This window comes from Lysinibacillus sp. UGB7, from assembly GCF_049058285.1.
Lineage (GTDB): Bacteria > Bacillota > Bacilli > Bacillales_A > Planococcaceae > Lysinibacillus > Lysinibacillus sphaericus_B.
This window is the reverse complement of the sequence record NZ_JBMGUV010000003.1, coordinates 1-24,667: the sequence shown is the minus strand read 5'-3', so window position 1 is coordinate 24,667 and position 24,667 is coordinate 1. Positions and strand designations below refer to the sequence as shown.

The following is a 24,667-nucleotide window of genomic DNA, read 5'->3' as shown; positions in this document are numbered from 1 at the left end:
AATAAATGCTAAGACTGTTTCATTCCACAAAAACTAAATTAAAGTTTCACGGTATAGGAGCCAAGCTACCATCATTGATTGGCAGCCTGTTGCTCTTCTCTTTTTTCACGCCACATACGTGTTTTGTACACAATCAAAATTAACGCCGCTACGATGAGACCTTCAATCATAGGTAGGAATAACGCGAAAAATGTCAACATAATACATCCTACAAATAAGAACGCATAAATGACAATATTTTGAGATAGCTTTAACTTCTTTGCAAAGCCTAATTTATAGACAATTGCGGAAAGTACAAATACCAGAAGAAATACAACATAGCCTGCAATTTCATAGCTCGGTAAATTTTCATATAAAAATCTTGTTATACCGGCCATTCTCTCATAAACCCTTGTTGTTTCCTCTGCATTTGTTGATGCAGCAACTTGAATAACATTGAGTTCACCCAATAAAGCGGACTTTATATCCAAGACTCCTCTTCCTTTCATGACAGCGGAAAATTATTGATCTGCGTTACGTAATTTTTTCGCTGCTTTCTCACGTTCGTTTTTATCTAGAATTTGTTTACGAAGGCGAATAGATTCTGGTGTGATTTCTAAGTACTCGTCATCACCCAAGTATTCAAGTGCTTCTTCTAGAGATAAGATACGTGGTTTTTTAATAACATTCGTTTGGTCTTTGTTGGCCGAACGGATGTTTGTTTTTTGTTTCATTTTTGTGATGTTTACAGTGATATCAGCATCACGAGTATTTTCACCAACAATCATACCTTCGTAAATATCTGTACCTGGCTCTAAGAATAGTGTACCACGGTCTTCAATTTGCATCATACCATAAGTTGTTGATTTACCAGTTTCCATTGAAACTAATACACCTTGGTGACGGCCACCGATTTTACCTGGTAATAACGGTTGGTAGCAATCGAATGTATGGTTGATAATACCAAAACCTTTTGTCATCGACATGAATTCAGTTGTATAACCGATTAATCCACGAGCTGGTACTAAGAACGTTAAACGAACTTGGCCACTGCCGTTGTTCACCATATCAAGCATTTCACCTTTACGTGTACCAATTGATTCTATAATTGAACCAACATTTTCTTCCGGAACATCGATTTGAACGCGTTCAAATGGTTCACATTTTACGCCGTCGATTTCACGCACGATTACTTGTGGTTTAGACACTTGTAATTCGAAGCCTTCACGACGCATATTTTCGATTAGGATAGATAAGTGAAGTTCCCCACGGCCTGAAACTGTCCAAGCATCTGGAGAATCAGTGTCTTCAACACGTAAAGAAACGTCCGTTTGCAATTGAGCACGTAAACGCTCTTCAACTTTACGAGAAGTAACCCATTTCCCTTCACGGCCTGCGAATGGAGAATTGTTTACTAAGAAAGTCATTTGTAACGTTGGCTCATCAATACGTAAAGGCGTAAGCGCTTCTTGATGTTCAACAGGACAAACTGTTTCACCTACGTTGATGTCTTCCATACCTGAAACGGCGATTAAATCACCAGCTTTTGCTGTCTCTACTTCTTCACGTTTTAAGCCGAAGAAACCAAAGATTTTCGTTACACGGAAGTTTTTCACTGTACCGTCTAATTTCATCAGTGCAACTTGTTGACCTACAGAAATTGTTCCACGGAATACGCGACCAATACCGATACGTCCAACGAAGTCATTATAGTCAAGTAAAGCTACTTGGAATTGTAATGGGTCTTCCGAGTTATCAACTGGTGCTGGAATAGATTCGATAACTTTTTCGAATAGACATTTCATATTTTCTTCTTGTTTAGATGGATCAGCGTCTAATGAAGCTGTACCATTTACACCTGAAGCATAAACGACTGGGAAGTCTAATTGGTCTTCATCTGCACCTAACTCGATGAATAATTCAAGCACTTCATCTACTACCTCTAGTGGGCGAGCTGAATCTTTGTCTACTTTGTTAACAACAACGATTGGTGTTAAACGTTGTTCTAATGCTTTTTTCAGTACGAAACGTGTTTGAGGCATACAACCTTCATACGCATCGACAACTAGTAAAACGCCGTCTACCATTTTTAAAATGCGTTCTACCTCACCACCGAAGTCAGCGTGTCCAGGCGTATCAAGGATGTTGATACGAGTTCCTTCATAATTTACTGCTGTATTTTTAGCTAAAATCGTAATACCGCGTTCGCGTTCAATATCATTAGAGTCCATTGCACGTTCTTCAACACGTTCGTTTGAACGGAATGTACCTGATTGTTTTAATAATTGGTCGACTAAAGTAGTTTTACCATGGTCAACGTGGGCGATAATTGCGATATTGCGAAGATCTTGACGTAAGTTTGTCATTATTCCACTCCATATTCTTTTTTCATATGTTTAACTGTGATATTATAGCACAAGAAGGACGTGAATGTCCTTATTAGAATTTCTATCATTCTAAAAAAATATTTTTGACTCAAAAAATTTATAATAAAATAGGAGGCTTGGCTATGAATCGTGCAAAATTCGTAATGGCTATTTACGCATTAGCGGCTATACTCGCAATGTGTGCTATCGGGTATTCTGTGGCAGCTGGTAGTGGATTTGGCATTTTAGCAGGCATTGTGGCTACTTGTGTCATTTTCATGACAGCCTTTAAAATGAAACGTAAACTACGTGAACAAGGTTTACTTTAATGTAAAAACAAATGTGCCAATGAAAACTTACATTTGTTATCTAAAATATGTTAGTTATGCTATCTGGAAAAGGTATTCGGAATGTTATTATTCCGAATACCTTTTGACATTTTATCAGAAATATTCGTTACAAATAGCCCCTATTAACGAGAGTAGTACGCTACGAGCAACTATTCTCTGCCATTATTGGACTTTGCCATGTCCAATAAGCTAGCTTCTTAATAAAGTAAGCATCGCCTATATGAACATTTTTTAATCCCTCGTAAGGTTGTCCAACGCATACCATGCTTTTCTCGCAAATACTTGTTCAATCATTTCTTTTCGACGTGCATAGATTTGTTTCATGTCATTTTGATGACGTAAATGATTGGCTTCTTCCACTTGAAGCGCCCCAATAAGACTTTCAATAATTTACTGATGTCAGCATTTCTAATTAATCTCGTTCATTATTACTATTGTTCGTCATCCTATCCATCGCCTCCATCATTTATAGACGTACACGAGTTGATGGGAGCACAGGCGGCAACTTCTGCGGGAATAGCATGAGCAAAAGGCCCCGCAGGAGCGTAGCGACGAGGAGACTGACGCCATTGACTGACGCCATGCCCGCGAAAAGCGTCCGCCGAAGCGGAAATCAACGGGTTCATATAGTACTTCTATTTTAAAAGAAAAAAGACTGTAGATTTTTTGAGTTTTCCACAGTCTGAAAGGAGCTGTTCACTATGTGGACAGCTCCTTTCTTAGCGATAAGGCACGATATATTTTTCTAATAACTCTTTGTGGATAGACGGATTAGCTATAATAAAAGTATCTTGATGTAGGAAATCAAAACCTTCGCCATGTAAATTCGTTGCAATGGCCCCAACTTCGTTAGCAATAATTGTACCAGCACCGATATCCCAAGGAGACAAACGCATGGATACATAGGCATCTAGCTTACCACTAACAACAAAAGCGATTTCCATTGCTGCCGAGCCATAGGAACGTGTACCACGAACTTTTCTTATCAAGTCAATAACTTTTTCATGATGGATATGTCGATTTGGCGCAACCCAACTTGCATTAATACCAATCACGGACTCTTCAATTGTAACTGACTGCAATTTACGTAGTGGAGAATCATTGTACCAAGCTCCCTCGCCAGCAACTGCATAGAATAGGTCTTCACGCATAACATCGAATATGTAACCAAGCTTACCAATACCATCAATAAATATCCCTATTGATATCATAAAGTGACGGTGTTGCTTGACAAAATTCATAGTGCCATCAATTGGATCAATAATCCAAACAATACCATCTAACGATTCGACTTTTTCACCCATTCCCTCTTCTCCTAAGATTTTATGGGTCGGGTCGAACGCTTTAATTTTTTCTATGAAAAACAATTCTGTTTCACGGTCAATATTTGTAACAAGATCATTTGCATTAGATTTTGTTTCGATAACTAAATTGTACGAAAATGCATTTCTAATGCGTTTACCCGCTTCAAAAATAATACTTTTCGCAAATTCATCGATTCGTTGTAAACTCATAATAACCCACCCTTCGAATATAAGAAAAGCGCATTCACGCTCATCCGCATAACCGTTATATCGTTACATCATCATTGCTACTGTCTTGTCTTACACGCGAAAAATTGAGCCATGCCTTCATTGATAGGTCTCAAATACCGATCATACAGAACTACATTGTCTCTTACGTTTACGATACAACTTGTACGACTTACAGCCAAAGTGTAGGTAAGCACATCAAGTTTTAACCAAGGGAATAGACAACGTTTAATGTAAACATGTGACATCAATTAGCGCTAAACAGTAACTTCTCTAAAATAGAAGTCTTACGTAATACATTTTCTATTATGATATATTGTCTATTTTACTCTTTATAAAGACAAAAATCACCTGCTGTCGGAATATTCAGCAAGTGATTTTTAAATGGGTATAATTTTTTTTTTACGCATAGGCGTGCAAACTTTCAAGCTCCATCTGGATTTCAATCAGGCGTTTTTTACTTTTTTCAATTTCTAGCTCATTTTTTTCATTCATTGCAGAGAATAAAGAGGCTAGTTCATAATCTAATTCTAATTGTAAAATGCGTTCATATTGCTTTTCAATATCAACTTTTCGTATAATTTTTACGATCTGTTTCATAAAAATCACGTCCTTTTTTTATTTTGTTACAAAACCTTATCAGATTTCGTTAAAGTACTTGTTATAAGATTTTTTCCCATTTTCTTAATAAAATAAACCTTATAAACGACAGGAGTTATCAAAAATGCCGAAACTAAAATGGACTAATAAAGATTTCAATGTTTTTCAAATAAATGGTTTAGAACAAAGGATGGATGCTTTAAATACTTGTGTACGACCAAAATTCAATGAACTTGGTGAAGATTTTTCCACTTTCTTTTCTGGCCAGCTCGGAGAAGAATTTTTCCCTCATGTTGCTAAACATGCTCGACGAACAGTCAATCCGCCAAATGATAGTTGGGTTGCCTTCGCTCCATACAAAAGAGGTTATAAAGCATTGCCTCACTTTCAGATTGGTCTTTGGAGCTCACATTTATTCATCGTATTAGCCATTATTTATGAAGCACCGCAAAAAAATGTGATGGCACAACGACTGCTAGCAAAAAAATCATTGTTACAACAGCTTCCGAACGATTTTATTATTTCTGGTGACCATATGTCCCCATTAGCTTTTTCCATGCAAGATGCAAAAGAAGAAAAACTGGAGGAATTACTTATTCGACTACGTGATGTTAAAAAAGGCGAGTTTTTAGTCGGCCGACATATTCCACGTGAAGAAGCCGTTAAATTGTCTTTCAGCGAATTCCATAAATTAACAGAAGAAACTTTCAATAGCTTACTGCCGGTCTACAACATCATTGTAGGAAAATAATTTTTTTGACGCATACTATAAAAAACAGAAACAATTATCTATATTTTTCTTTGTTTAATGTCACAATTAATATATGGATACAAAAAACACCATCATCTCGAATGATGGTAGAACCTTAGCGAGGTTGAATTACCCCCTCCTACATACGGTATTGTATGTGGTTAGAAGCTCAAAGTTAAAAGGTGCTTTTAGCAAGCTACATGGCTTAAAAACCTACAAATCAATCAGCGTATTAGAGGATTGAACATAACCATTACAGATGGTAAGACATGAGAACTTATGTGACATTATTAGTTCTTCATTTTCTAATTGCGACTGCGATGCGTTCATCTGAGGCAAGCTTTCACCATGTCAATATTGATGTATTTTATGCAACAGGTTGATATTTAACACTGATTATTACTTGTTAATGCATACCAAATAAGTCACTTCCAAAGCCAACTTCCATAAGAAGAATAGCTGCATGGGTGGCAAGAAAAAAGTGTGGACGTGAGTATTTCTCACATCCACACTTTTTTAACGTCGTTGCTTCGGTAAAACCTTTATGATTGTACCATCTGCTGTCTCTTTTGTTTGCTTTATGACTGGATAACTCACATAGCCACTAGCATCTTCAAATTCACGAAAAATTGTTTTTTCCTCTGCCTGCGAAGGTACAATCTCTTTAAAGCGACGATATTTCGCCATCATCACTTCGCGTTTAATGCCCTTTTCGTAGGCCTGCTCGATGCCTTCAAAAAATTTAATAACATCAACAATTTCTTCAGTCGACCAATCAATTGAAAACGGATAAGAATATTCCATTTGGACATTACCACCTTTACATTACTGTCCCCATTTTACCCGGATACTTTCCGCTTCTGCAACCATTCGTGTTATAAGCGCATCTACTGTTGGAATATCGTGAATCATACCAGTAACTTGCCCTGCCCAACCAATGCCAGCATCCTTGTCACCTTCATAGATAAAGCGTTTATTCGCCTTACCGCTGATATAATCTTTCAATGCTTCATAAGTAGGTGTTGTACGTTCAATTTCTAAAATTTTCTCTGTAAATTCACTACGTAACGCTCGAGCTGGTGCACCAATGGAGCGTTTAATAACAGTTGTATCTGCTTCAGAACTTGCTAGTAGTGCCTCTTTATAAGCTGCTGATGCATCAATACATTCTTTTGTTGCGATAAACCGTGTACCCATTTCTATTCCCTCAGCACCAAGTGAATGTGCAGCCATCCAGCCACGCCCATCACCAATACCACCAGAGGCAATGACAGGAATTTTTACGCTATCCGCAACTTGTGGTACGAGCACCATCGTACCGATATCATCTCGTCCAAGATGACCACCGCCTTCTTGTCCTACAACCATAACTGCATCAGCGCCAAGCTCTTCAGCCTTTTGAGCTTGTCTACGTGCTGCAACGAGTACTAGTTTCTTGATATCTGTTCCTGCAAGTAAATCAAATATTGGTGCAGGATTGCCTCCCGTCATGGTCACAACAGGTACCTTTTCCTCGACTGCAACACGTACCATATCCTCATAGCCAGTACCATGCATACCAATCGCAAAATTCACACCGAATGGCTTATCAGTTAATGTTCGTACCTTATGAATTTCTGCACGTAATAAGTCAGCGTCATGCAAACTCATGGCAGTTATTTGTCCAAGTCCTCCAGCATTCGACACTGCCGCTGCTAAATCAGCATAGGCTAAATAAGCTAATCCCCCCTGAATAATTGGGTATTTAACTTTCAAAAGTTTTGTGACACGTGTATCCCAATTCATCAAATCTCCCCTTTCATACGCTACTATCTTCTCGAAATCATCAAAAAATCCCTTTATTTTTTTATTAAAGTCTATTTTTTCATGTCGTTAGGTGCTATAATTCATTTGTTTTCTTAGATATTATAAAAGTGAGGTGGTACCTGCGTTGTCACAATTAGAGACTCCATTGTTCGACGTATTATTAAAACATCGGAACAGACATCCAATTCAGTTCCATATTCCAGGCCATAAGAAAGGGCACGGAATGGATCCAGCTTTCCGAGAATTCGTCGGCGACAACGTTTTATCAATCGATTTAATTAATATTGCTCCACTAGACGATTTACATTCACCAAAGGGTGCGATCAAAGAAGCACAAGTACTTGCTGCAGAAGCCTTTGGTGCTGATCATACATTCTTTTCCGTTCAAGGTACTAGTGGCGCCATTATGACGATGATTTTGACCGTCGTCGGTCCAGGTGATAAGATTCTAGTACCACGGAATGTTCATAAATCCATAATGTCAGCGATTGTTTTCGCTGGTGCTATTCCAATTTTTATTCATCCTGAGGTGGATAGCGAGTATGGTATTTCTCACGGTATTTCGGCAGAGGCTGTAGAAAAAGCATTAAATGCTTACCCAGATGCAAAGGCTGTTCTTGTCATTAACCCAACATACTATGGCTTCTCAGCAGATTTAAAACGTATTGTTGAAATTGTCCATAGTCGTAATATTCCAGTTGTTGTTGATGAGGCACATGGTGTTCACATTAAATTCCATGATGAACTACCTTATTCCGCTATGGAAGCAGGTGCTGATATGGCTGCGACAAGCGTACATAAGCTTGGTGGCTCCATGACTCAAACATCGATTTTAAATGTGCGTGAAGGTCTTGTCTCTGCAAAACGTGTACAAGCTGTATTTTCGATGCTAACAACAACTTCGACATCTTATCCATTACTTGCATCACTGGATACAGCACGTCGTCAGCTAGCCATTCACGGCTATGATCTAATTGGCGATGCAATTCGTTTAGCAAAAGATGCTCGTAAACGCATTAACCAAATTCCACATTTAAAATGTGCAGGGAAAGAAAAATTACATTCATCTGCAACATTTGATATGGACCCATTAAAACTGTTAATTAGTGTAAAAGATTTAGGTATATCAGGTCACCAAGCTGAAGAATGGCTTCGTCATAACGCGAATATTGAAGTAGAATTATCCGATTTATACAATATTTTATGTCTTGTGACACTGGCTGATACGAAAAAGGAAATTAACCTCCTGATGAATGCATTAAGTCGTATGTCTAAAGCTTTTGATTCAGAAGCGGCTATTACTGAAGCAGTCGTAAATGTGCCAGAAATTCCAGCGCTTGCAATGTCACCTCGTGATGCTTTTTATGCAGATACAGAAGTTGTGCCACTCGCCGAAGCAGATAATTGTATTTGTGCTGAATTCATAATGGTATATCCTCCTGGTATTCCAATTTTTATTCCCGGGGAAATAATAACTGAGGAAAATATTCGTTACATTCAAATGAATGTCGAAGCTGGTTTACCAGTTCAAGGTCCAGAAGATTCAACTTTAAAAACGATTCGCGTTATTAAAGAACGCAGAGCTATCATTTAAACACGAATAAGCTGTCTCAACTAATTTGAGACAGCTTATTTTTAATTTCAACTACTATACAAAAGACTATTCCCTTCTAGCAATTTTACTTTTCAATAAAAGGGAGAAGAAAAATATCAAAAGAATAGCCATAATAACTCTAATCAGAAATCAGTTGGGGATTTTTTATGGAATTATTGGTGGCTTATTTTCCCTGTATTAGGTATGATATTTTTCCGTTCTTAGCTATAAGCTTATCTAATGAAATTTCATACAAATCGCTAAGTATTATAAGGTTCTCGATGTCTGGATAACCTTTACCTAATTCCCATTCGGAAATTGATTGTCTCGATATATTTAAAAATTCTGCGACATCATCTTGTGTATAGTGATGTTTGCTCTCTCAATTGTTTTAAACAATCCTCTAAATTCATTGTACGTACCCGCCATATTTATTATATTAAATAAATCATAAAATTACTTCGCATTTTTCACTAGAAGTTATTGCTTGCCCCTAAAATTTGAGTAGCGTACAAAAAATAACATACTGCAATTTTTCTCAATATAGTGCTGAGCAAATCATTAGAATCTATTGAACACTTTACCTACAATAAAGATGAAGGAGTGATTGCATGAATGCCTGGGATAAACGATTTCAAACATTAGAATATGTATACGGTGAACAACCAAATAACTTCATAAAAAATTATGTAGATTACCTGAAAAACTATCCAAACGTAGCTGCTTATGCAGAGGGGGAAGGACGTAATGCCGTCTTTTTAGCGAACGAAGGACATACTGTTACTGCTTTTGATTATGCACAAAGTGGTTTACAGAAAACTGAACAACTTGCGAAGAGACATGACGTTATCGTGGAAACTAAGCTTACTGACTTACTACAAGATGAATTACCAGTGGAATTCTTCGATGCAGCCATCATGGTCTTTGGTCATTTTCGGGTAGAACATCAGCATGAAGTTATTAAACGCATCATAGATTCTGTGAAACCTGGCGGACTAATAATGATGGAATTATATTCCATACACCAACTACCCTACGCATCAGGTGGCCCACAACAGCTTGAATTTTTGTATGATCCAATTGATGTACTTACTTGGTGTCAATCACATAAAATTTTACACTTTTTCACAGGTGAACAAGTAAGAAATGAAGGTATTTTGCATACAGGGCTTGCGCATACCATTCAATTTATTATTGAAAAAAGTTAAAAAAAGGCTATATACAGATTTTCTTCTGTATATAGCCTTTTTATATAAATAAATAGACAAAGAACGGGCACAGAAATGCCCCTATGATCGCCGTTAAGCCCATCGACAAGGATCCGACCGATAATTCCTGCTCTCCATAATCTTTCAATTTGACAAGTCCTACGCCGTGTGAGGCACTTCCTACCGAAACACCTCGACTGACAGCTGATTCAATTTTGCCATATTTAATAACAAATGGTCCGATAATGGCTCCTACAAACCCTGCTATCATTACAAACACAGCTGTTAGTGGAGGAATACCCCCTATCGTCTCACTAACTTGCATGCCAACAGGTGTTGTCAATGATTTAGGTAAGGCCGTTAACAACCAATTTTCACTAACCCCAATCCATTTTAACAACACAAAAACTGTTACTAAACCTGTTACCATTGCAATGACAATTCCCGACAAAATCGAAATTTTGTACTTCATGATAATGGCACGCTGATTGTATAGCGGGTAAGCAAGGGCTACAACAGCAGGTCCTAACATTTTTTGAAGCCACTCTCCACCCTCCATATAAGTAGGATATGGAATTTCAAAAACAAGTAAAATGACTATACTAAGTAATGTTGTAGTTACTAATGGAATCATTAAAGGATACGGGAAACGTTGATAAAGTTTTGTCAATAAATAGAATAAAGTAATTGTGCCCGCTACGACAATTATTTCAGTCAACGGTTAATTCCCCCTCTCCTTCTTCTACAATTGCTTCTTTTTTTGCCGCCTCTTTTCTCTCAATAAGTTGGCTAAGTAACCCAGTAATATAAATAGAAACTAATGTACTAGCAATAACAGCTAAAATAATTAGTAGACCAGTCTTTGACCAAAGTTCAGGATAGTCAATCACCCCTACTGTTGCAGGGATAAAAAATAATGTTAATATACCAATTAAAAAACCTGCACCATCTTGAATGTATTCAACTTTAATGATTTTAAAATGGAGTGAAAGTGCTAATAGTAGTAACCCAATTACACTCCCTGGAAGAGGTAAATGCAATAAAGTCACAATGCCAACACCCATGTAATAAAAAATATTTAGTATCCCAATCTGGACAATAATTCGAACAACCCTCATTAAAACCGCAACAAAATTCTCGTTCAACATTTACTACTTTTCACCCCCTCACGTTCATTCTACATGTGCAGAAATTTTCTGTCTATTATAATTTTAGAAAAATAATAGAAAAAAACCTACATTAGAAACAATATTTAAACAAGCTATCATCTACAAACATACGTCTCTTTTTAGTGATTTCTCTATACAAAAATAATGAAATGCTCTACAACTCTATTAATTAAGTATCCCTTCACATCCTTTTTTATAGTTTTTTTGAACAACCATAGATTATATAACATAATAGCTGTTAATATAGATTTATTATTTTTAATTTTCTTAATATTGAAGGAAGTGGGATGATCGCTTATTATAAAACCATTAAAATTACAAACACGATTTGCCTACTATAGTAGTTTTTTTATTCTAATCATTGTAGTCTTTGCTGGCTTACTATTTTATTTAACAATTTCAGATGCACTGCAAACACAATTGGGAAAACGGGCCCTCTATTTGGCAGAAACAACTGCTAATCGTGGGGATGTTTTAGCTGCTTTTAAAACAGACAATCCAACGGAGGTACTTCAAAAAATCAGCACCGATATTATGAATACAACAGATGCTGCATACGTAGTTATTGGCAACGAAAATGGCATTCGATACTCTCATCCCATTACTGAACGAATTGGCAAACCTATGGTTGGTGACGACAATGCACGTGCATTATTAGATGGGGAATCCTATATCTCCATTGCTAATGGCTCTATGGGTGAGTCAATTCGAGGTAAAGCCCCTGTGTTCGGCACGGATGGGACAATTCTCGGTGTCGTTTCAATTGGCTACTTAACAAGTGAGCTGGACAACTTATATTTGCAATATCTCGACAACATTTTTTATATTATGATGCTTGCCTTAATCATTGGTATTGTCGGTTCCATTTTTTTATCTCGCAGTATCAAAAAACAAATGTTCAACCTCGAACCTAATGAAATTGCCAATCTTTTCACAGAAAAAAATGCACTGATTGAATCTGTACGAGAAGCAATTATTACTGTTAATCACAAAGGTGAAATTACAACGCTAAACAATGCTGCAGCTAAAATCTTACATTTATCCGACAAAGATTCTGTAATCGGAGAAAATATTGAATATCATGTTCCTAATACTCACCTACTTGAAGTTCTTACTTATGGTAAAAAACAACACGATAAACCAATGATTATTAATGGTAATGAAATAATTGTGAACCGCGTGCCCATAAAGATGAACGGGAAAATTGTTGGTGCTGTTGCTAGTTTTCGATTGCAGTCAGAAATTGACCAGCTAGCGATTGAATTATCTCAAGTTAAGCAATATACCGAAGCATTACGTGCACAAACGCATGAATTCAACAATATTCTTTATACGATTTCAGGGCTAATTCAATTGAATGCCTCAGATGAAGCATTATCTATTATTCATAAAGAAGTACAAGGGCATTCTTCATTAACTCAGTTCATCACTAATCGTGTCAAAGACCCATTTTTAAATGGACTTATCATAGGGTTCTTTAATCGGGCACGCGAATTAAAAGTCAAACTTATTTTCGATGAAGACAGTTATTTAGAAACGTTGCCGGATAACATCGAAAAAAGTCTCATTATCTCCATAATGGGTAATTTGTTGACAAATGCTTTTGAAGAAGTTGAGAAAAATAAGGATCGCCCACCAATTGTTAGACTTTTTGTTTTTGACAATGGTCAAGAAATAATAATAGAGGTTGAAGATTCAGGTAACGGCTTAGCACAAGAAAAGCTAGAAGTACTCTTTTCAGAAAATATTTCCACAAAAGATACGAAATTTAGAGGATATGGTTTACGTAAAGTTATTTCAAGTGTTCATGAATTAAACGGCACACTGGCTCTTGAAGAAGGAGATTTAAGTGGTGCATTATTCATTGCATCTATTAGCAAAGGGGGAAATGTAGGAGATGCAAAATATTGAAGTATTGATTATTGAGGATGATGTACGTGTTGCTGACGTGCATCGTCGTTTTTTAGAAAAAATTGAAGGATTTCATGTAATTGCCTGTGCACATACCGGTGAAGAGGCACTAGACTGGCTCATGTCTTTTTCACCGCAACTTATTTTATTGGATGTTTACTTACCTGATATTCTTGGCATTGATTTGATTGATAAAATTCAAGCAATTCGGCCATTTACCAACATTATTTTGATTACAGCGGCAACAGAAGCACATATTGTGCAAGAAGCTTATCGAAAAAATGTCACGGACTATATTTTAAAACCTTTTACTTTCGAGCAATTAAAAGAAAGTGTCGAAAAATACCGCATGAAACACTTTATTCTACAAAATGATGAAAAATTCACGCAGGAAAAAATTCAACAGCTCTGGCCAAAAGCACCATCCAATGAAAAAATAGAATTATCATTATTACCAAAAGGGATCGATCCAACAACAATGAATCATGTCATCAATCATTTAACTACCATTGAGGATGGTACTACTGCTGAGGGATTAGGAAAAAATATCGGGGTCAGCCGTTCTACAGCTCGGCGTTATTTAGAGTTTCTCGTTACACAAAAACAAGCACATACTGAGCTTATTTATGGTACTGTTGGACGACCTGAGCGTAGATACTTCATTACTCATAAACATTATGAACAGAATGAAACAAATTAACATTATTATCATAATATTGTCATTGGATAAATTTACGGTAAATTTATGGTAGCGCTTGCAATTGCAGCGCTACCATTTTTCTTTACAAGGGGGATATCTTATGTGGAAAACATTGACGAAATTTGCGGCAGCAACACTTTTATTAGCTGGCTTGGCAGGCTGCACTTCAACAGATTCTTCTAGCGCTGGGGAAGCGGGAGAAACGAAAGCAAGCAATTATCCGGAAAATAATATCACAATTGTTGCTCCTTCTGGCGCTGGCGGTGGCTGGGATTTAACAGCGCGAGTAATTTCTAAAACGATGAATGATACAAAACTTATTGAAAAACCAATACAGGTGGAAAACAAACCTGGTGGTGGTGGCGCCGTATTTATGGCTACTTTTGCGACTAAAGAAGCTAAAAATGATTACATGCTAATGGTAAAATCACCACCTATTTTGATTAATAATGAAAAAGCTGAAGGAAACAGTAAATTTGGTTATAAGGATACAACACCTTTAGCACAATTAACGCGTGATTATGGTGCCATTGTGGTTAAAAATGATTCGGCTTATCAAACGCTCGATGACGTGATAAATGCCTTAAAAACGACTCCTCAAGATGTAACACTAGCTGGTGGTTCTGCACCAGGATCTATGGATCATCTGGTAGGTATTATTCCAGCATTTAAATCCGGAATCGATTTAAAAACAGTTAAATACGTTTCTTATGATGGGGGTGGTGAAGCTGTTGCTGCACTATTAGGTGGTAATGCCGATGTGATTGCAACAGATGCCTCGACCATAGCATCCTATGTAAAATCAGGTGATGTTCGCGTACTAGCTGTCAGTTCTTCAGAGCGATTAGAAGGTGAATTAGCTGAGGTGCCAACTTTTAAAGAAGCAGGTATTGATGAAGAATTTACAATTTGGCGCGGTATTTTTGGACCAAAAAATATGTCTGAAGATGCTTTAACATATTGGTCTGAAAAATTGCAAGCAATGGTTGAAACAGATGAATGGAAATCTGAAGTAGAACGCAATGGCTGGCAAAGTGAGTACCGCAACGCAGAGGAATTCACTAAATATTTAGATGAGCAAAACGAGACAATTGTTGAGCTATTAACAGCTCTAGGTATGCAAAAATGAAGAAAGAAAAGCGACTCTTTTCGTCGCTTTTCTTGATAGGAGGTGCAAAACGGTTGAGCCAAACTTTCGATAAAATCTCGAGTATTGTATTTTTCATCATTGGTATTTTATTTGTCGTACAAGCAACTCAAATTTCAGATAGCGCATACGGTTCTACAGTGGGACCGAAAACATTTCCATTAGGCTTGGGAATAATTCTAGTGTTACTTAGCTTACGGCTCTTTTATGAAACATGGAGACAAGCTGTGAAGGCAAGATTAGCTAAAGGTCCAAAATCGCCTTCGAACCCACTTCCCATTGAAATAAAAAAGTTCTTCATCCTATTTGTTAGCGCGATAGCCTATGTATTTTTCCTTGAAATAGTAGGTTACGTGATTACGACTTTTATCTTTTTATTAATCGGCTTCCAAACAATGGAACGAGGGAAAATAGTAGTTTCTGTTATTATTTCAGCCACTTTCTCCGTTGGCATCTATTATTTATTTTCAGTTATTCTAGGTGGCTCTTTGCCTAGCTTGCCTACTTTTTAGTGTGAAGGAGTGAACACATGTCAACAGTGCAATTTTTAGCTGACGGCTTCGCAGTTGCTTTTCAATGGCAAAATCTATTATTTGCTTTTGTCGGCGTTATTATCGGCACTGCAGTTGGGGTGCTTCCTGGAATTGGTCCAATGAGTGGGGTTGCTTTGCTCATACCAGTTACTGCAACACTTACATCAGGATTACCAACTGAAGCTGCTGCTGCAAGTTCTATCATTTTACTTGCAGGCGTATATTACGGGGCTATGTACGGTGGCTCAACAACTTCTATTCTGTTAAATACGCCTGGTGAATCATCATCTGTTGTTACAACACTCGATGGTTATCAAATGGCGAAACAAGGTCGTGCTGGTAGTGCTCTTGCTATTGCTGCAATTGGATCGTTTTGTGCAGGCATCATAGCATTACTTGGTCTTGTACTATTAGCCAAACCATTATCCAGTGTGGCATTAAAATTCGGTCCTGCTGAATATTTTTCATTAATGCTACTAGGTCTTGCCGCAGTGAGTGGACTTGCTGGGCGTTCGATTACGAAAGCGTTAATCATGACGGTGCTTGGTTTAATGCTTGGTACAGTCGGAATTGATGCAGTATCAGGTATCGAACGTTTTACTTTTGGTCAACCAATGCTGTTTTCTGGAATTGAATTTTTGACAATTGCCGTCGGTTTATTTGCCCTAGGTGAAGTATTCAAAACGATACTTGAAAAAGACGGTGATGATGGTCAAATTGCAAAGATTACGCGCATTTTACCAACAAAACAAGATTTAAAAGATAGTGCAGTGCCGATTGCACGCGGCTCATTTTTAGGGTTTTTCATCGGTGTCTTACCTGGTGCAGGGGCAACACTTGCTTCCTTCTTTTCTTATATTACCGAGAAAAAATTCAGTAAGACACCAGAGAAATTCGGCAAAGGGCATATTGCTGGTGTAGCTGGACCTGAATCAGCTAACAATGCAGCATCGGGTGGTGCAATGATTCCACTTCTAACTTTAGGTATTCCAGGTTCTGGTACTACCGCTATTTTAATGGGTGCACTCATTATGTACAATATTCAGCCAGGTCCGTTATTATTTGATGAGCATCCTGAGGTTGCTTGGGGGTTAATTGCAAGTATGTTTATTGGTAACTTAATGTTATTAGTTTTAAATATGCCGCTTGTACGTATTTTTGCAAAAATAATTGAAACGCCTAAAAAATATTTATTACCAATCATTATCGCTATATCGTTTTTCGGTGTTTATGCCGTGCAATATACAACATTCGATTTATATTTATTACTTGCTTGTGGACTACTTGGCTATCTATTTGCTAAAAACGACTACCCTGTAGCGCCTCTAGTACTTGCTCTTGTCTTGGGACCTATGATCGAAAATAATATGCGTCGAGCTTTAACTATCTCTAATGGAGATTTTTCAATTTTCATGACAAAACCTTTATCATTACTATTTTTAGTTGTTGCAGTGTCTTGGTTGCTCATACCGCTACTTATGAAAATGCGTGGTAAAAATGTCATTATTAATGAAGAAGAATAAAAAGAGTGGAGAAAACTTATTTCTCTTCACTCTTTATGTATTTATAGTGCGTGACCTGAACCACCATCGATATTAACAGACGTTCCCGTCACATAGCTTGCGGCATCTGATACTAAGAAAGTAATAACATTTGCTGCTTCCTGCGTGTCACCAACACGCCCTAGAGGAATAGATTGGCCAACCTTTTGAGAATATTCTCCCCATGATAACTCCGATGCTTCTTTTTTCCATTGATTTTCAATTTGATCACTGCGAATTAACCCAATACAAACCGAGTTTACACGGATATTATCTTTTCCTAAATCTTTGCTCATCGCCTTCGTTAGAGCAAGCCCTGCTGCACGACTGACAGTAGTCGGAAGCGAACTTGCTGGTGGCGTTTTTGCCATGACAGCTGTTACATTAACAATGGCTCCCCCACCAACCTTACGCATATGAGGCACAGCAAATTTCGAACAATTAATAGCTCCAAACACTTTTAAATCTAAATCTGCCTGCCATACTTCACTACTAACCGATTCAAAAGGATTGGCTGATGCTGTGCCGGCGTTATTAATGACAATATCAATACGCCCATAATGCGCTACTGTTCGCTCGATAAGCTTCTTACAATCTTTTTCTTTCGTAATATCAGTCGGTACGAATAAAACGTCCTTGCCCGTTTCGTTTTTAATGCAACCAGCTGCTACTTGTAGCTGTTTTTCACCACGTGCACACAACACAACTTGAGCGCCTTCTTTGACAAGCTGCATGGCAGTATAATATCCGATGCCTTTACTTGAACCTGTAATAATTGCCACCTTGCCCTTTAAGCCTAATTCCATCTCATCATCACCTCTGTATTATTAGAATATTCTTTCTATATTAACTGTATCAAAATTACAAGGAATATACAAAAAAACGACTATAAAGCAAACATGCTTTATAGTCGTTTCAAATGTTTCAACTTATTTTTTAGCTAAAATATGGATTGGGTTGCCTAGTAAAACTTCAGCAGTTTCCATTGTGATTTCACCTAGTGTTGGGTGAGCATGAATAGTTAGAGAAATATCTTCAGCAGTCATGCCGCCTTCAATAGCTAAGCCCATTTCAGCGATCATATCTGATGCACCAGCACCAACAATTTGAGCACCAATTAATAAGCCGTCTTCTTTACGAGCTACTAGCTTCACGAAACCTTCTGCTTGGTTCAATGCAAGAGCACGACCATTTGCTGCGAATGGGAATTTCGCTGCAGTATACTCGATACCTTCTGCTTTAGCTTGATCTTCATTGTAACCAACAGTCGCCATTTCTGGATCTGTGAAGCATACAGCAGGAACAGCTAAATAATCCACGATTGATTTTTCGCCAGCGATTGCTTCAGCAGCAATTTTACCTTCATAAGAAGCTTTATGCGCAAGCTGAGGACCCGCTACGATATCACCGATTGCATAGATGTTCGGAATATTTGTACGACATTGTTTGTCGACATTAATAAGACCGCGTTCACCGAATTCAATACCGATTTCAGCAAGACCCATTTCATCTGTATTTGGACGACGACCAACAGTAACTAATACGTAATCAGCTTCAACTTTTTTCTCTTCTCCGCCAACTTCATATGTTACTACTACGCCGTTTTCTGTTTCTTCAACGCCTTTTGCAGATGCGTTTACTTCCATTTCAACGCCTTTCTTTTTAAGGCCTTTTTTCACGATTTGTGTCATTTGTTTTTCGAAGCCAGCTAAAATATCTTTGCCGCCTTCAATAATTGTTACTTGTGAACCAAGGTTAGCATAAGCTGAGCCTAGCTCTGTACCAATATATCCTCCACCGATAACGACTAATTTACCAGGTACTTCTTGTAAAGAAAGTGCGCCTGAAGAGTTTAGTACACGATCAGTAAATTTAAATGTTGGAATTTCAACTGGACGAGAACCTGTTGCTAAAATCACATTGTTAAATGTGTAAGTTTGAGCAGATTCACCATTGATGATACGCACTGAATGAGCGTCTACAAAATAAGCTTCACCTTGTACAATTTCAACTTTATTGCCTTTAAGTAAGCCTTCAACACCGCCAGTTAATTTTTTAACAACGCTGTCTTTAAATGCTTGTGCTTTTGAGAAGTCTAATTTCACGTCAGAAGCGACGATACCCATGTCATCTGAATGCTTAGCTTGTTCAAAACGGTGACCTACTGAAATTAATGCTTTTGATGGGATACAACCTACGTTTAAGCACACACCACCAATTACATCCTTTTCAACGATTGTTACTTTTTGGCCAGTTTGTGCTGCACGAATTGCTGCTACATATCCTCCAGGACCTGAACCAATGACAAGAGTATCTGTTTCGATTGGGAAATCTCCTACTACCATTTTTGTTACGCCTCCATTAATAATAATTCTGGCTCACTTAACAAACGCTTTAAGTGATTTAAAGCATTTTGCGCAGTGGCTCCATCGATCATACGATGATCAAAGCTCAATGATAATGCTAACACAGGTGCAGCTACAATTTCACCATTTTTTATTACAGGTTTCTCTGAAATTCGACCAATTCCTAAAATTGCAACTTCAGGATGATTAATAACTGGTGTGAACCATTGTCCTCCTGCCGAACCGATATTCGTGATAGACATTGATGCACCTTTCATTTCATGTGGAGCAAGCTTGCTATCACGGGCTTTTGTTGCTAGTTCATTTATTTCATTTGATAACGCAAATACCGATTTGCGATCTGCATGTTTAATGACCGGAACAAGTAAGCCTTTTTCTGTATCTGCCGCAATACCAATATTGTAGTAATGCTTTTGAATAATTTCTTGTGTTGCATCATCTAATGAGCGGTTAAATTCTGGGAACTCGCGCAAAGTAGAAATAAGCGCTTTTACAACGTATGGTAAGTACGTTAATTTCACACCTTTTTCAGCAGCGATATCTTTGAATTTTTTACGATGTGCTACAAGTGCCGTCACATCGACTTCATCCATAAGTGTAACATGAGGAGCTGTTTGTTTCGAGTGTACCATTGCTTTTGCAATCGCTTTTCGAATACCAGACATTTTTTCACGTGTCTCAGGGAAATCACCTTCAAGAACCACTGGTGCCGCTGAAGTTGGCTCTTGTTGAGCAATTACTTCTTCCGCTGCAATTGGTGCTTCTTCAGCCTGTGCTACGCCACCACCATTTAAGAAATTCTCGATATCTCCTTTTAGAATACGGCCATTTTTGCCTGTACCTGCAACTTCACGAATATTTACATCATTATCACGTGCAAATTTTCGTACTGAAGGCATCGCAATAATACGCTTAGTACTATCAGTAGCTTCTTCTTTTACAGAAGCCGCTTCTTTTACTGGCGTTTCTTCTTTAGCAGGTGCTTTCGCTACATCCTGACCAGCTTCAGCAGTTGCCTGTACTTGAGCCTCAGTTTTCGCTTCTGCATGGTCGTCACCTTTTAATTTTAAATCTTCGTAACCAGGAGCATCAAAACGAATTAATACATCGCCCACAACAGCTACTGTACCTTCTCCTACTAATACTTCCTCTACTTTACCTTCAACTGGTGATGGAATCTCTACGACTGCTTTATCATTTTGTACTTCACAAAGAATATCGTCTTCTTTCACTGTATCCCCAGCTTTAACGAACCATTTAACGATTTCTCCTTCGTGAATACCCTCGCCAATATCTGGTAATCTGAATTCAAATGCCATGTGTACCCATCCTTTCTCTTTGCTCTTCATCAAATTTGCAGGTTACATTAGAATGTTAAAACTTTTTTCGCTGTTTCCATTACATCTTTATAGTTCGGTAACCAAACACCTTCAGCTTGTGGGAATGGGTACACAGTATCTGGTGCTGCTACACGAAGTACAGGTGCTTCTAAGCTTAAAATTGCACGCTCTGTAATTTCAGCTACAACATTCGCAGCAATACCTGCTTGTTTTTGCGCTTCTTGAACAACAATTGCACGACCTGTTTTTTCAACTGAAGCAATGATTGTTTCAATATCAATTGGCTGAATTGTACGTAAGTCAATAACTTCGACAGAGTGACCTTCTTTTTCTAATTCTTCTGCTGCCTTCAAGCTTTCATGTACCATGAGGCCATATGCAACGATTGTTAAATCTTTACCTTCACGTTTTACATCCGCTTTTCCTAGTGGAATTGTGTATGCTTCCTCCGGTACCTCTTCACGGAACGAACGATATAATTTTAAATGCTCTAAGAAAATAACTGGATTATCATTACGAATAGATGAAATCAGTAAGCCTTTTGCATCGTATGGTGTTGATGGTACAACAACAGTTAATCCTGGTTGCGCTGTCATTAAGCTCTCTAAGCTATCTGAGTGCATTTCTGGCGTATGTACGCCACCACCAAATGGTGAACGGATTGTTACAGGTGCGTTGTATACACCACCACTACGGTAGCTCATACGTGCTAATTGACCACTAATTGAATCCATTACTTCATAAACGAATCCAAAAAATTGAATTTCAGGAACTGGTCGGAAACCTTCTAGAGAAAGACCAATCGCTAGGCCACCAATACCAGACTCTGCTAATGGTGTATCGAACACTCGGTCAACACCGAATTCTTTTTGTAGGCCTTCAGTTGCGCGGAATACCCCACCGTTGACACCCACATCTTCTCCGAATACAAGAACGTTTTCATCGTTCTTTAATTCTGTGCGAAGTGCATCTGTAATTGCTTGAATCATCGTCATTTGTGCCATAGGTTATTTCGACTCCTTCTCTTTGTAGATTTCATACTGTTCTTTTAAATTCGATGGCATTTCGCCTTTATACATGTTTTCCATTAACTCTGTTACTTTTTGTTTTGGAGCAGCATCAGCTTTTTTAATAGCTTCTTTAATCTCTTCTTTTGCACGCTCTATGACAGCCTCTTCTTTTTTCTCATCCCACAGACCTTTAGCTTCTAGATATTTACGGAAACGTACAAGCGGGTCCTTTTGTGCCCATTCGCTATCTGTATCTGATGTACGGTAACGTGTTGGATCATCCCCTGCCATTGTATGTGGACCATAGCGGTAACACATTGTTTCAATAAATGTTGGGCCTTCACCATTGACTGCGCGCTCACGTGCATCACGTGTAGCTACATATACTGCAAGAGCATCCATGCCATCTACTAAAATACTTGGCACACCAGCCGCTACACCTTTCTGCGCAATCGTTTTTGCTGCAGTTTGTAATTCACGAGGTGTAGAAATTGCGTATTGGTTGTTTTGTACAATGAAAATTGCTGGAGATTTAAATGCGCCAGCGAAGTTAATGCCTTCATAGAAATCACCTTGTGATGATCCACCATCACCTGTATATGTTACAGCAACGGCTTTTTTACCGCGTTTTTTAAGACCAAGCGCTACCCCAGCAGCTTGAATATATTGTGCACCAATAATGATTTGTGGTGCTAAAACGTTTACACCTTCAGGAACCTGATTCCCTGCAAAGTGTCCACGTGAGAATAAAAATGCTTTTTCTAAAGGTAAACCATGCCAAACAATTTGTGGTACATCACGGTAACCTGGTAAAATCCAGTCTTCTTTTTCTAAGGCAAAATGAGAAGCAAGTTGTGACGCTTCTTGACCAGCAGTCGGTGCGTAGAAGCCTAATCGCCCTTGACGGTTAAGTGAGATAGAGCGTTGGTCTAAAATACGTGTATATACCATACGCGTCATTAACTCTACTAGCTCCTCGTCTGCTAATTTTGGATCCGCCTCTTCATTAACAATTTCGCCTTCTTCATTCAGAATTTGGAACATTTCAAACTTGTCTTCGATTTCAGTTAGCGTTTGTTTTGGATCAAAAATATTATTGTTTTTGTTACCCATTTGTCACATCTCCCTTTCAACTGTATTAAAATAAATCACTTTTTAACTAGTACAACTTATCCTTAGGACTCAGTATACTGAATAAAATATCGTCGGTCAATCATATATTCCAGCTATAAACGAAGATTTCCCTTAAAATAAAGAGTTGTCCGCTCTGTCCTATACTGTATCATTCGCAATCAATCGCTGTATTACAACAACTTTTTATAAGCGCACTAATATAACGTTTCCCTAGATAATTATCACTAGTAGAATACCCTAGTTCATGACAATCTAATAGCAACAAAAATAATTTTAAGTTTAATTAGATGAATGAATTTCATAAATAGTTATTCTATAAAGAAACACGTATATTTAGGAGTGTAAGGCGGCGACTCTAGCGGGAAAAGCAAGCGAACCGAGATACTGGACTGAGCTTTTATGGGAACGAAGGCTAAAAGCGTCACGTCCTGTGACAACGCCTTCGTGACCAACATCCTGTTGCTGACGCTTCGCTTTCGCACATAAAAACACCTGTTGCTGACGCTTCGCTTTCGCACATAAAACATTTGTTGCCCCGAAGTGGCTCGGTGCTTGCTCGCAGAAAGCGTCCGCCTGTAGCGAAATATAATTATGTGATAGGAACAATTACTTTATTTTCTTTCATAATATTCGCCTTTATTAATATGAAAGTGAATGATGAAATTGATTCAAATGCTTGCTTTTTTCATGTGAATGTACTGAAACGTGATGTATACTTGTATATAGAGCTATACAAAGTGATTGAAAGGAAGATTCACACATGATTTTAATGGATGATATTATTCGCGAAGGCCATCCCACTTTACGCGCAAAAGCTGAGGAAGTTAAATTCCCTTTATCTGAAGAAACAAAAAAACTTGCTGAAGACATGCTTCAATATTTAAAAAACAGCCAAGATCCTGAAATTGCGGAAAAATATAATTTACGTGGTGGCATTGGACTTGCTGCCAATCAAGTAAATAGCTTACATCGCATGTTTGCCCTTCACGTGAAAGATGATAATGGCGAACAACTGAGCTTCACTGCGATTAACCCGAAAATTGTTAGCCACTCCGTAGAAAATACTTACATGGCTGCTGGTGAAGGATGCCTATCGGTTGATCGTAATGTACCTGGTTATGTGCCACGTCATGCACGTATTACGGTGAAATTCAAAACAATTGACGGCGACGAAAAAAAATTACGCCTTAAAGGTCTGGCTGCTATTGCATTCCAGCATGAATTAGATCATTTAAATGGCGTCATGTTTTACGATCGTATTAACGAAAAAAATCCATTTGCTGATATTCCAAATTCCGTACCTTACGAGCGCGACTAAACGCGCCAAGCAGTCTACTGTTGTAGGCTGTTTTTTAATTTTTATCTGGCGCTTTGCAGTTTTTATCCATCACTTTTTAGATTTTATCCGTCACTTTACAGTTTCTATCCGTCACTTTTTAGATTTTATCCGTCACTTTACAGTTTCTATCCATCACTTTTTAGATTTTATCCGTCACTTTGCAGTTTTTATCCATCACTTTTTAGATTTTATCCGTCACTTTACAGTTTCTATCCGTCTAATATTTATATACCCCAAATTACAAGAAGTATTGCCAACAATAAAAAAAGCCTTCATAGATAGACACTACGC

The 24,667-nt window shown here is 37.9% G+C and carries 24 protein-coding genes and 2 pseudogenes; 11 read left to right on the top strand and 15 right to left on the bottom strand.

Translation table 11 applies throughout. The features are described from left to right. Positions 1–71: 71 nt before the first annotated feature. On the bottom strand, positions 72–470 hold the full coding sequence (locus tag ACOMCU_RS03980; protein WP_010858282.1) for a YlaH-like family protein: 399 nt from the start codon (positions 468–470) through the stop codon (positions 72–74). A gap of 30 nt (positions 471–500) precedes the next feature. After that, a complete protein-coding gene (gene typA, locus ACOMCU_RS03975) occupies positions 501–2,345 on the bottom strand; it encodes a translational GTPase TypA (protein WP_421049504.1) in 1,845 nt (614 codons plus the stop codon). Positions 2,346–2,488: 143 nt separating this feature from the next. Here typA and ACOMCU_RS03970 point away from each other — a divergent pair, with 143 nt between their 5' ends. Continuing rightward, positions 2,489–2,674, top strand: coding sequence for a DUF5325 family protein (locus ACOMCU_RS03970; RefSeq protein ID WP_010858280.1), 186 nt, complete (start codon positions 2,489–2,491; stop codon positions 2,672–2,674). Positions 2,675–2,834: 160 nt separating this feature from the next. Here the strand turns inward: ACOMCU_RS03970 and ACOMCU_RS03965 are convergent. From ACOMCU_RS03965 to ACOMCU_RS03955, 3 genes and pseudogenes are all read right to left on the bottom strand, one after another. Then, positions 2,835–3,085: pseudogene (locus ACOMCU_RS03965) on the bottom strand (transposase); the annotation flags it as partial. Between the two features lie 329 nt (positions 3,086–3,414). Next, positions 3,415–4,209 carry an inositol monophosphatase family protein gene (locus tag ACOMCU_RS03960; RefSeq protein ID WP_421049503.1) on the bottom strand — a complete coding sequence of 265 codons (795 nt, stop codon included), beginning with the start codon at positions 4,207–4,209 and terminating at the stop codon, positions 3,415–3,417. Between the two features lie 420 nt (positions 4,210–4,629). Further along, positions 4,630–4,827, bottom strand: coding sequence for a hypothetical protein (locus ACOMCU_RS03955; protein WP_010858277.1), 198 nt, complete (start codon positions 4,825–4,827; stop codon positions 4,630–4,632). A 124-nt stretch (positions 4,828–4,951) separates the two neighbouring features. Here ACOMCU_RS03955 and ACOMCU_RS03950 point away from each other — a divergent pair, with 124 nt between their 5' ends. Beyond that, on the top strand, positions 4,952–5,578 hold the full coding sequence (locus tag ACOMCU_RS03950; RefSeq protein ID WP_421049502.1) for a YktB family protein: 627 nt from the start codon (positions 4,952–4,954) through the stop codon (positions 5,576–5,578). Between the two features lie 516 nt (positions 5,579–6,094). Here ACOMCU_RS03950 and ACOMCU_RS03945 read toward each other — a convergent pair. Continuing rightward, positions 6,095–6,382 (bottom strand): UPF0223 family protein, encoded by a 288-nt coding sequence (locus ACOMCU_RS03945; protein WP_219364907.1) that lies wholly within the window; start codon positions 6,380–6,382, stop codon positions 6,095–6,097. 21 nt (positions 6,383–6,403) lie between these two features. Beyond that, positions 6,404–7,363, bottom strand: a complete 960-nt coding sequence (locus ACOMCU_RS03940) for an NAD(P)H-dependent flavin oxidoreductase (protein ID WP_421049501.1) — start codon at positions 7,361–7,363, stop codon at positions 6,404–6,406. Between the two features lie 145 nt (positions 7,364–7,508). On the opposite strand from ACOMCU_RS03940, the gene ACOMCU_RS03935 reads away from it, so the two are divergent. Then, entirely contained in the window at positions 7,509–8,978 is a 1,470-nt protein-coding gene (locus ACOMCU_RS03935) for an aminotransferase class I/II-fold pyridoxal phosphate-dependent enzyme (protein WP_010858273.1), read from the top strand. Positions 8,979–9,162: 184 nt separating this feature from the next. Here the strand turns inward: ACOMCU_RS03935 and ACOMCU_RS03930 are convergent. Then, positions 9,163–9,342 (bottom strand): annotated as a pseudogene (locus tag ACOMCU_RS03930) (helix-turn-helix transcriptional regulator); the annotation flags it as partial. Between the two features lie 247 nt (positions 9,343–9,589). On the opposite strand from ACOMCU_RS03930, the gene ACOMCU_RS03925 reads away from it, so the two are divergent. Then, on the top strand, positions 9,590–10,186 hold the full coding sequence (locus ACOMCU_RS03925; protein WP_421049500.1) for a class I SAM-dependent methyltransferase: 597 nt from the start codon (positions 9,590–9,592) through the stop codon (positions 10,184–10,186). A gap of 40 nt (positions 10,187–10,226) precedes the next feature. Here ACOMCU_RS03925 and ACOMCU_RS03920 read toward each other — a convergent pair whose 3' ends face one another. Both ACOMCU_RS03920 and ACOMCU_RS03915 read right to left on the bottom strand, forming a co-directional pair. Further along, positions 10,227–10,904 carry an LrgB family protein gene (locus tag ACOMCU_RS03920; RefSeq protein ID WP_421049499.1) on the bottom strand — a complete coding sequence of 226 codons (678 nt, stop codon included), beginning with the start codon at positions 10,902–10,904 and terminating at the stop codon, positions 10,227–10,229. Continuing rightward, entirely contained in the window at positions 10,897–11,334 is a 438-nt protein-coding gene (locus ACOMCU_RS03915; protein WP_010858270.1) for a CidA/LrgA family protein, read from the bottom strand. The genes ACOMCU_RS03920 and ACOMCU_RS03915 overlap by 8 nt, the downstream gene beginning before the upstream one ends. 318 nt (positions 11,335–11,652) lie before the next feature. On the opposite strand from ACOMCU_RS03915, the gene ACOMCU_RS03910 reads away from it, so the two are divergent. The 5 genes from ACOMCU_RS03910 (at position 11,653) to ACOMCU_RS03890 (ending at position 17,169) form a co-directional block, all read left to right on the top strand. Next, on the top strand, positions 11,653–13,266 hold the full coding sequence (locus ACOMCU_RS03910) for an ATP-binding protein (protein WP_421049591.1): 1,614 nt from the start codon (positions 11,653–11,655) through the stop codon (positions 13,264–13,266). Then, positions 13,253–13,966 carry a response regulator gene (locus ACOMCU_RS03905; RefSeq protein ID WP_421049498.1) on the top strand — a complete coding sequence of 238 codons (714 nt, stop codon included), beginning with the start codon at positions 13,253–13,255 and terminating at the stop codon, positions 13,964–13,966. The genes ACOMCU_RS03910 and ACOMCU_RS03905 overlap by 14 nt, the downstream gene beginning before the upstream one ends. Positions 13,967–14,066: 100 nt before the next feature. Continuing rightward, complete coding sequence (locus ACOMCU_RS03900; RefSeq protein ID WP_421049497.1) at positions 14,067–15,095, top strand: tripartite tricarboxylate transporter substrate binding protein; 1,029 nt, start codon at positions 14,067–14,069, stop codon at positions 15,093–15,095. Between the two features lie 53 nt (positions 15,096–15,148). Beyond that, positions 15,149–15,625: a tripartite tricarboxylate transporter TctB family protein gene (locus tag ACOMCU_RS03895; RefSeq protein ID WP_421049496.1), complete on the top strand. Its 477-nt coding sequence runs from the start codon at positions 15,149–15,151 to the stop codon at positions 15,623–15,625. A gap of 17 nt (positions 15,626–15,642) precedes the next feature. Then, entirely contained in the window at positions 15,643–17,169 is a 1,527-nt protein-coding gene (locus tag ACOMCU_RS03890; protein WP_010858265.1) for a tripartite tricarboxylate transporter permease, read from the top strand. Positions 17,170–17,210: 41 nt separating this feature from the next. Here the strand turns inward: ACOMCU_RS03890 and ACOMCU_RS03885 are convergent, their stop codons facing one another. The 5 genes from ACOMCU_RS03885 to pdhA all read right to left on the bottom strand — a co-directional run bounded on the left by ACOMCU_RS03885 (position 17,211) and on the right by pdhA (position 23,016). Beyond that, positions 17,211–17,993 carry an SDR family NAD(P)-dependent oxidoreductase gene (locus ACOMCU_RS03885; RefSeq protein ID WP_010858264.1) on the bottom strand — a complete coding sequence of 261 codons (783 nt, stop codon included), beginning with the start codon at positions 17,991–17,993 and terminating at the stop codon, positions 17,211–17,213. 123 nt (positions 17,994–18,116) lie between these two features. After that, a complete protein-coding gene (gene lpdA / locus ACOMCU_RS03880) occupies positions 18,117–19,532 on the bottom strand; it encodes a dihydrolipoyl dehydrogenase (protein ID WP_010858263.1) in 1,416 nt (471 codons plus the stop codon). A gap of 5 nt (positions 19,533–19,537) precedes the next feature. Beyond that, positions 19,538–20,872, bottom strand: a complete 1,335-nt coding sequence (locus ACOMCU_RS03875; RefSeq protein WP_421049495.1) for a dihydrolipoamide acetyltransferase family protein — start codon at positions 20,870–20,872, stop codon at positions 19,538–19,540. Between the two features lie 47 nt (positions 20,873–20,919). Beyond that, positions 20,920–21,897, bottom strand: coding sequence for an alpha-ketoacid dehydrogenase subunit beta (locus ACOMCU_RS03870; RefSeq protein ID WP_010858261.1), 978 nt, complete (start codon positions 21,895–21,897; stop codon positions 20,920–20,922). Between the two features lie 3 nt (positions 21,898–21,900). Next, the gene (pdhA, locus tag ACOMCU_RS03865) at positions 21,901–23,016 is read right to left on the bottom strand and encodes a pyruvate dehydrogenase (acetyl-transferring) E1 component subunit alpha (protein WP_010858260.1); all 1,116 of its coding nucleotides are present in this window, start codon (positions 23,014–23,016) and stop codon (positions 21,901–21,903) included. Positions 23,017–23,797: 781 nt separating this feature from the next. Here pdhA and def point away from each other — a divergent pair. Continuing rightward, positions 23,798–24,355 carry a peptide deformylase gene (def, locus tag ACOMCU_RS03860; RefSeq protein ID WP_010860746.1) on the top strand — a complete coding sequence of 186 codons (558 nt, stop codon included), beginning with the start codon at positions 23,798–23,800 and terminating at the stop codon, positions 24,353–24,355. Beyond that, a partial coding sequence (locus ACOMCU_RS03855; RefSeq protein WP_421049597.1) for a hypothetical protein occupies positions 24,315–24,667 on the top strand: 353 nt, incomplete at its 3' end. The genes def and ACOMCU_RS03855, both read left to right, overlap by 41 nt.

Coding starts and splice junctions, on each gene's coding strand:
- ACOMCU_RS03960 (WP_421049503.1), bottom strand. CDS start 4,209: ATGAGTTTACAACGAATCGATGAATTTGCGAAAAGTATTATTTTTGAA.
- ACOMCU_RS03970 (WP_010858280.1), top strand. CDS start 2,489: ATGAATCGTGCAAAATTCGTAATGGCTATTTACGCATTAGCGGCTATA.
- def (WP_010860746.1), top strand. CDS start 23,798: ATGATTTTAATGGATGATATTATTCGCGAAGGCCATCCCACTTTACGC.
- ACOMCU_RS03885 (WP_010858264.1), bottom strand. CDS start 17,993: ATGGAATTAGGCTTAAAGGGCAAGGTGGCAATTATTACAGGTTCAAGT.
- ACOMCU_RS03890 (WP_010858265.1), top strand. CDS start 15,643: ATGTCAACAGTGCAATTTTTAGCTGACGGCTTCGCAGTTGCTTTTCAA.
- ACOMCU_RS03950 (WP_421049502.1), top strand. CDS start 4,952: ATGCCGAAACTAAAATGGACTAATAAAGATTTCAATGTTTTTCAAATA.
- typA (WP_421049504.1), bottom strand. CDS start 2,345: ATGACAAACTTACGTCAAGATCTTCGCAATATCGCAATTATCGCCCAC.
- ACOMCU_RS03915 (WP_010858270.1), bottom strand. CDS start 11,334: ATGTTGAACGAGAATTTTGTTGCGGTTTTAATGAGGGTTGTTCGAATT.
- ACOMCU_RS03940 (WP_421049501.1), bottom strand. CDS start 7,363: ATGAATTGGGATACACGTGTCACAAAACTTTTGAAAGTTAAATACCCA.
- ACOMCU_RS03955 (WP_010858277.1), bottom strand. CDS start 4,827: ATGAAACAGATCGTAAAAATTATACGAAAAGTTGATATTGAAAAGCAA.
- lpdA (WP_010858263.1), bottom strand. CDS start 19,532: ATGGTAGTAGGAGATTTCCCAATCGAAACAGATACTCTTGTCATTGGT.
- ACOMCU_RS03905 (WP_421049498.1), top strand. CDS start 13,253: ATGCAAAATATTGAAGTATTGATTATTGAGGATGATGTACGTGTTGCT.
- ACOMCU_RS03900 (WP_421049497.1), top strand. CDS start 14,067: ATGTGGAAAACATTGACGAAATTTGCGGCAGCAACACTTTTATTAGCT.
- ACOMCU_RS03945 (WP_219364907.1), bottom strand. CDS start 6,382: ATGGAATATTCTTATCCGTTTTCAATTGATTGGTCGACTGAAGAAATT.
- ACOMCU_RS03870 (WP_010858261.1), bottom strand. CDS start 21,897: ATGGCACAAATGACGATGATTCAAGCAATTACAGATGCACTTCGCACA.
- pdhA (WP_010858260.1), bottom strand. CDS start 23,016: ATGGGTAACAAAAACAATAATATTTTTGATCCAAAACAAACGCTAACT.
- ACOMCU_RS03875 (WP_421049495.1), bottom strand. CDS start 20,872: ATGGCATTTGAATTCAGATTACCAGATATTGGCGAGGGTATTCACGAA.
- ACOMCU_RS03925 (WP_421049500.1), top strand. CDS start 9,590: ATGAATGCCTGGGATAAACGATTTCAAACATTAGAATATGTATACGGT.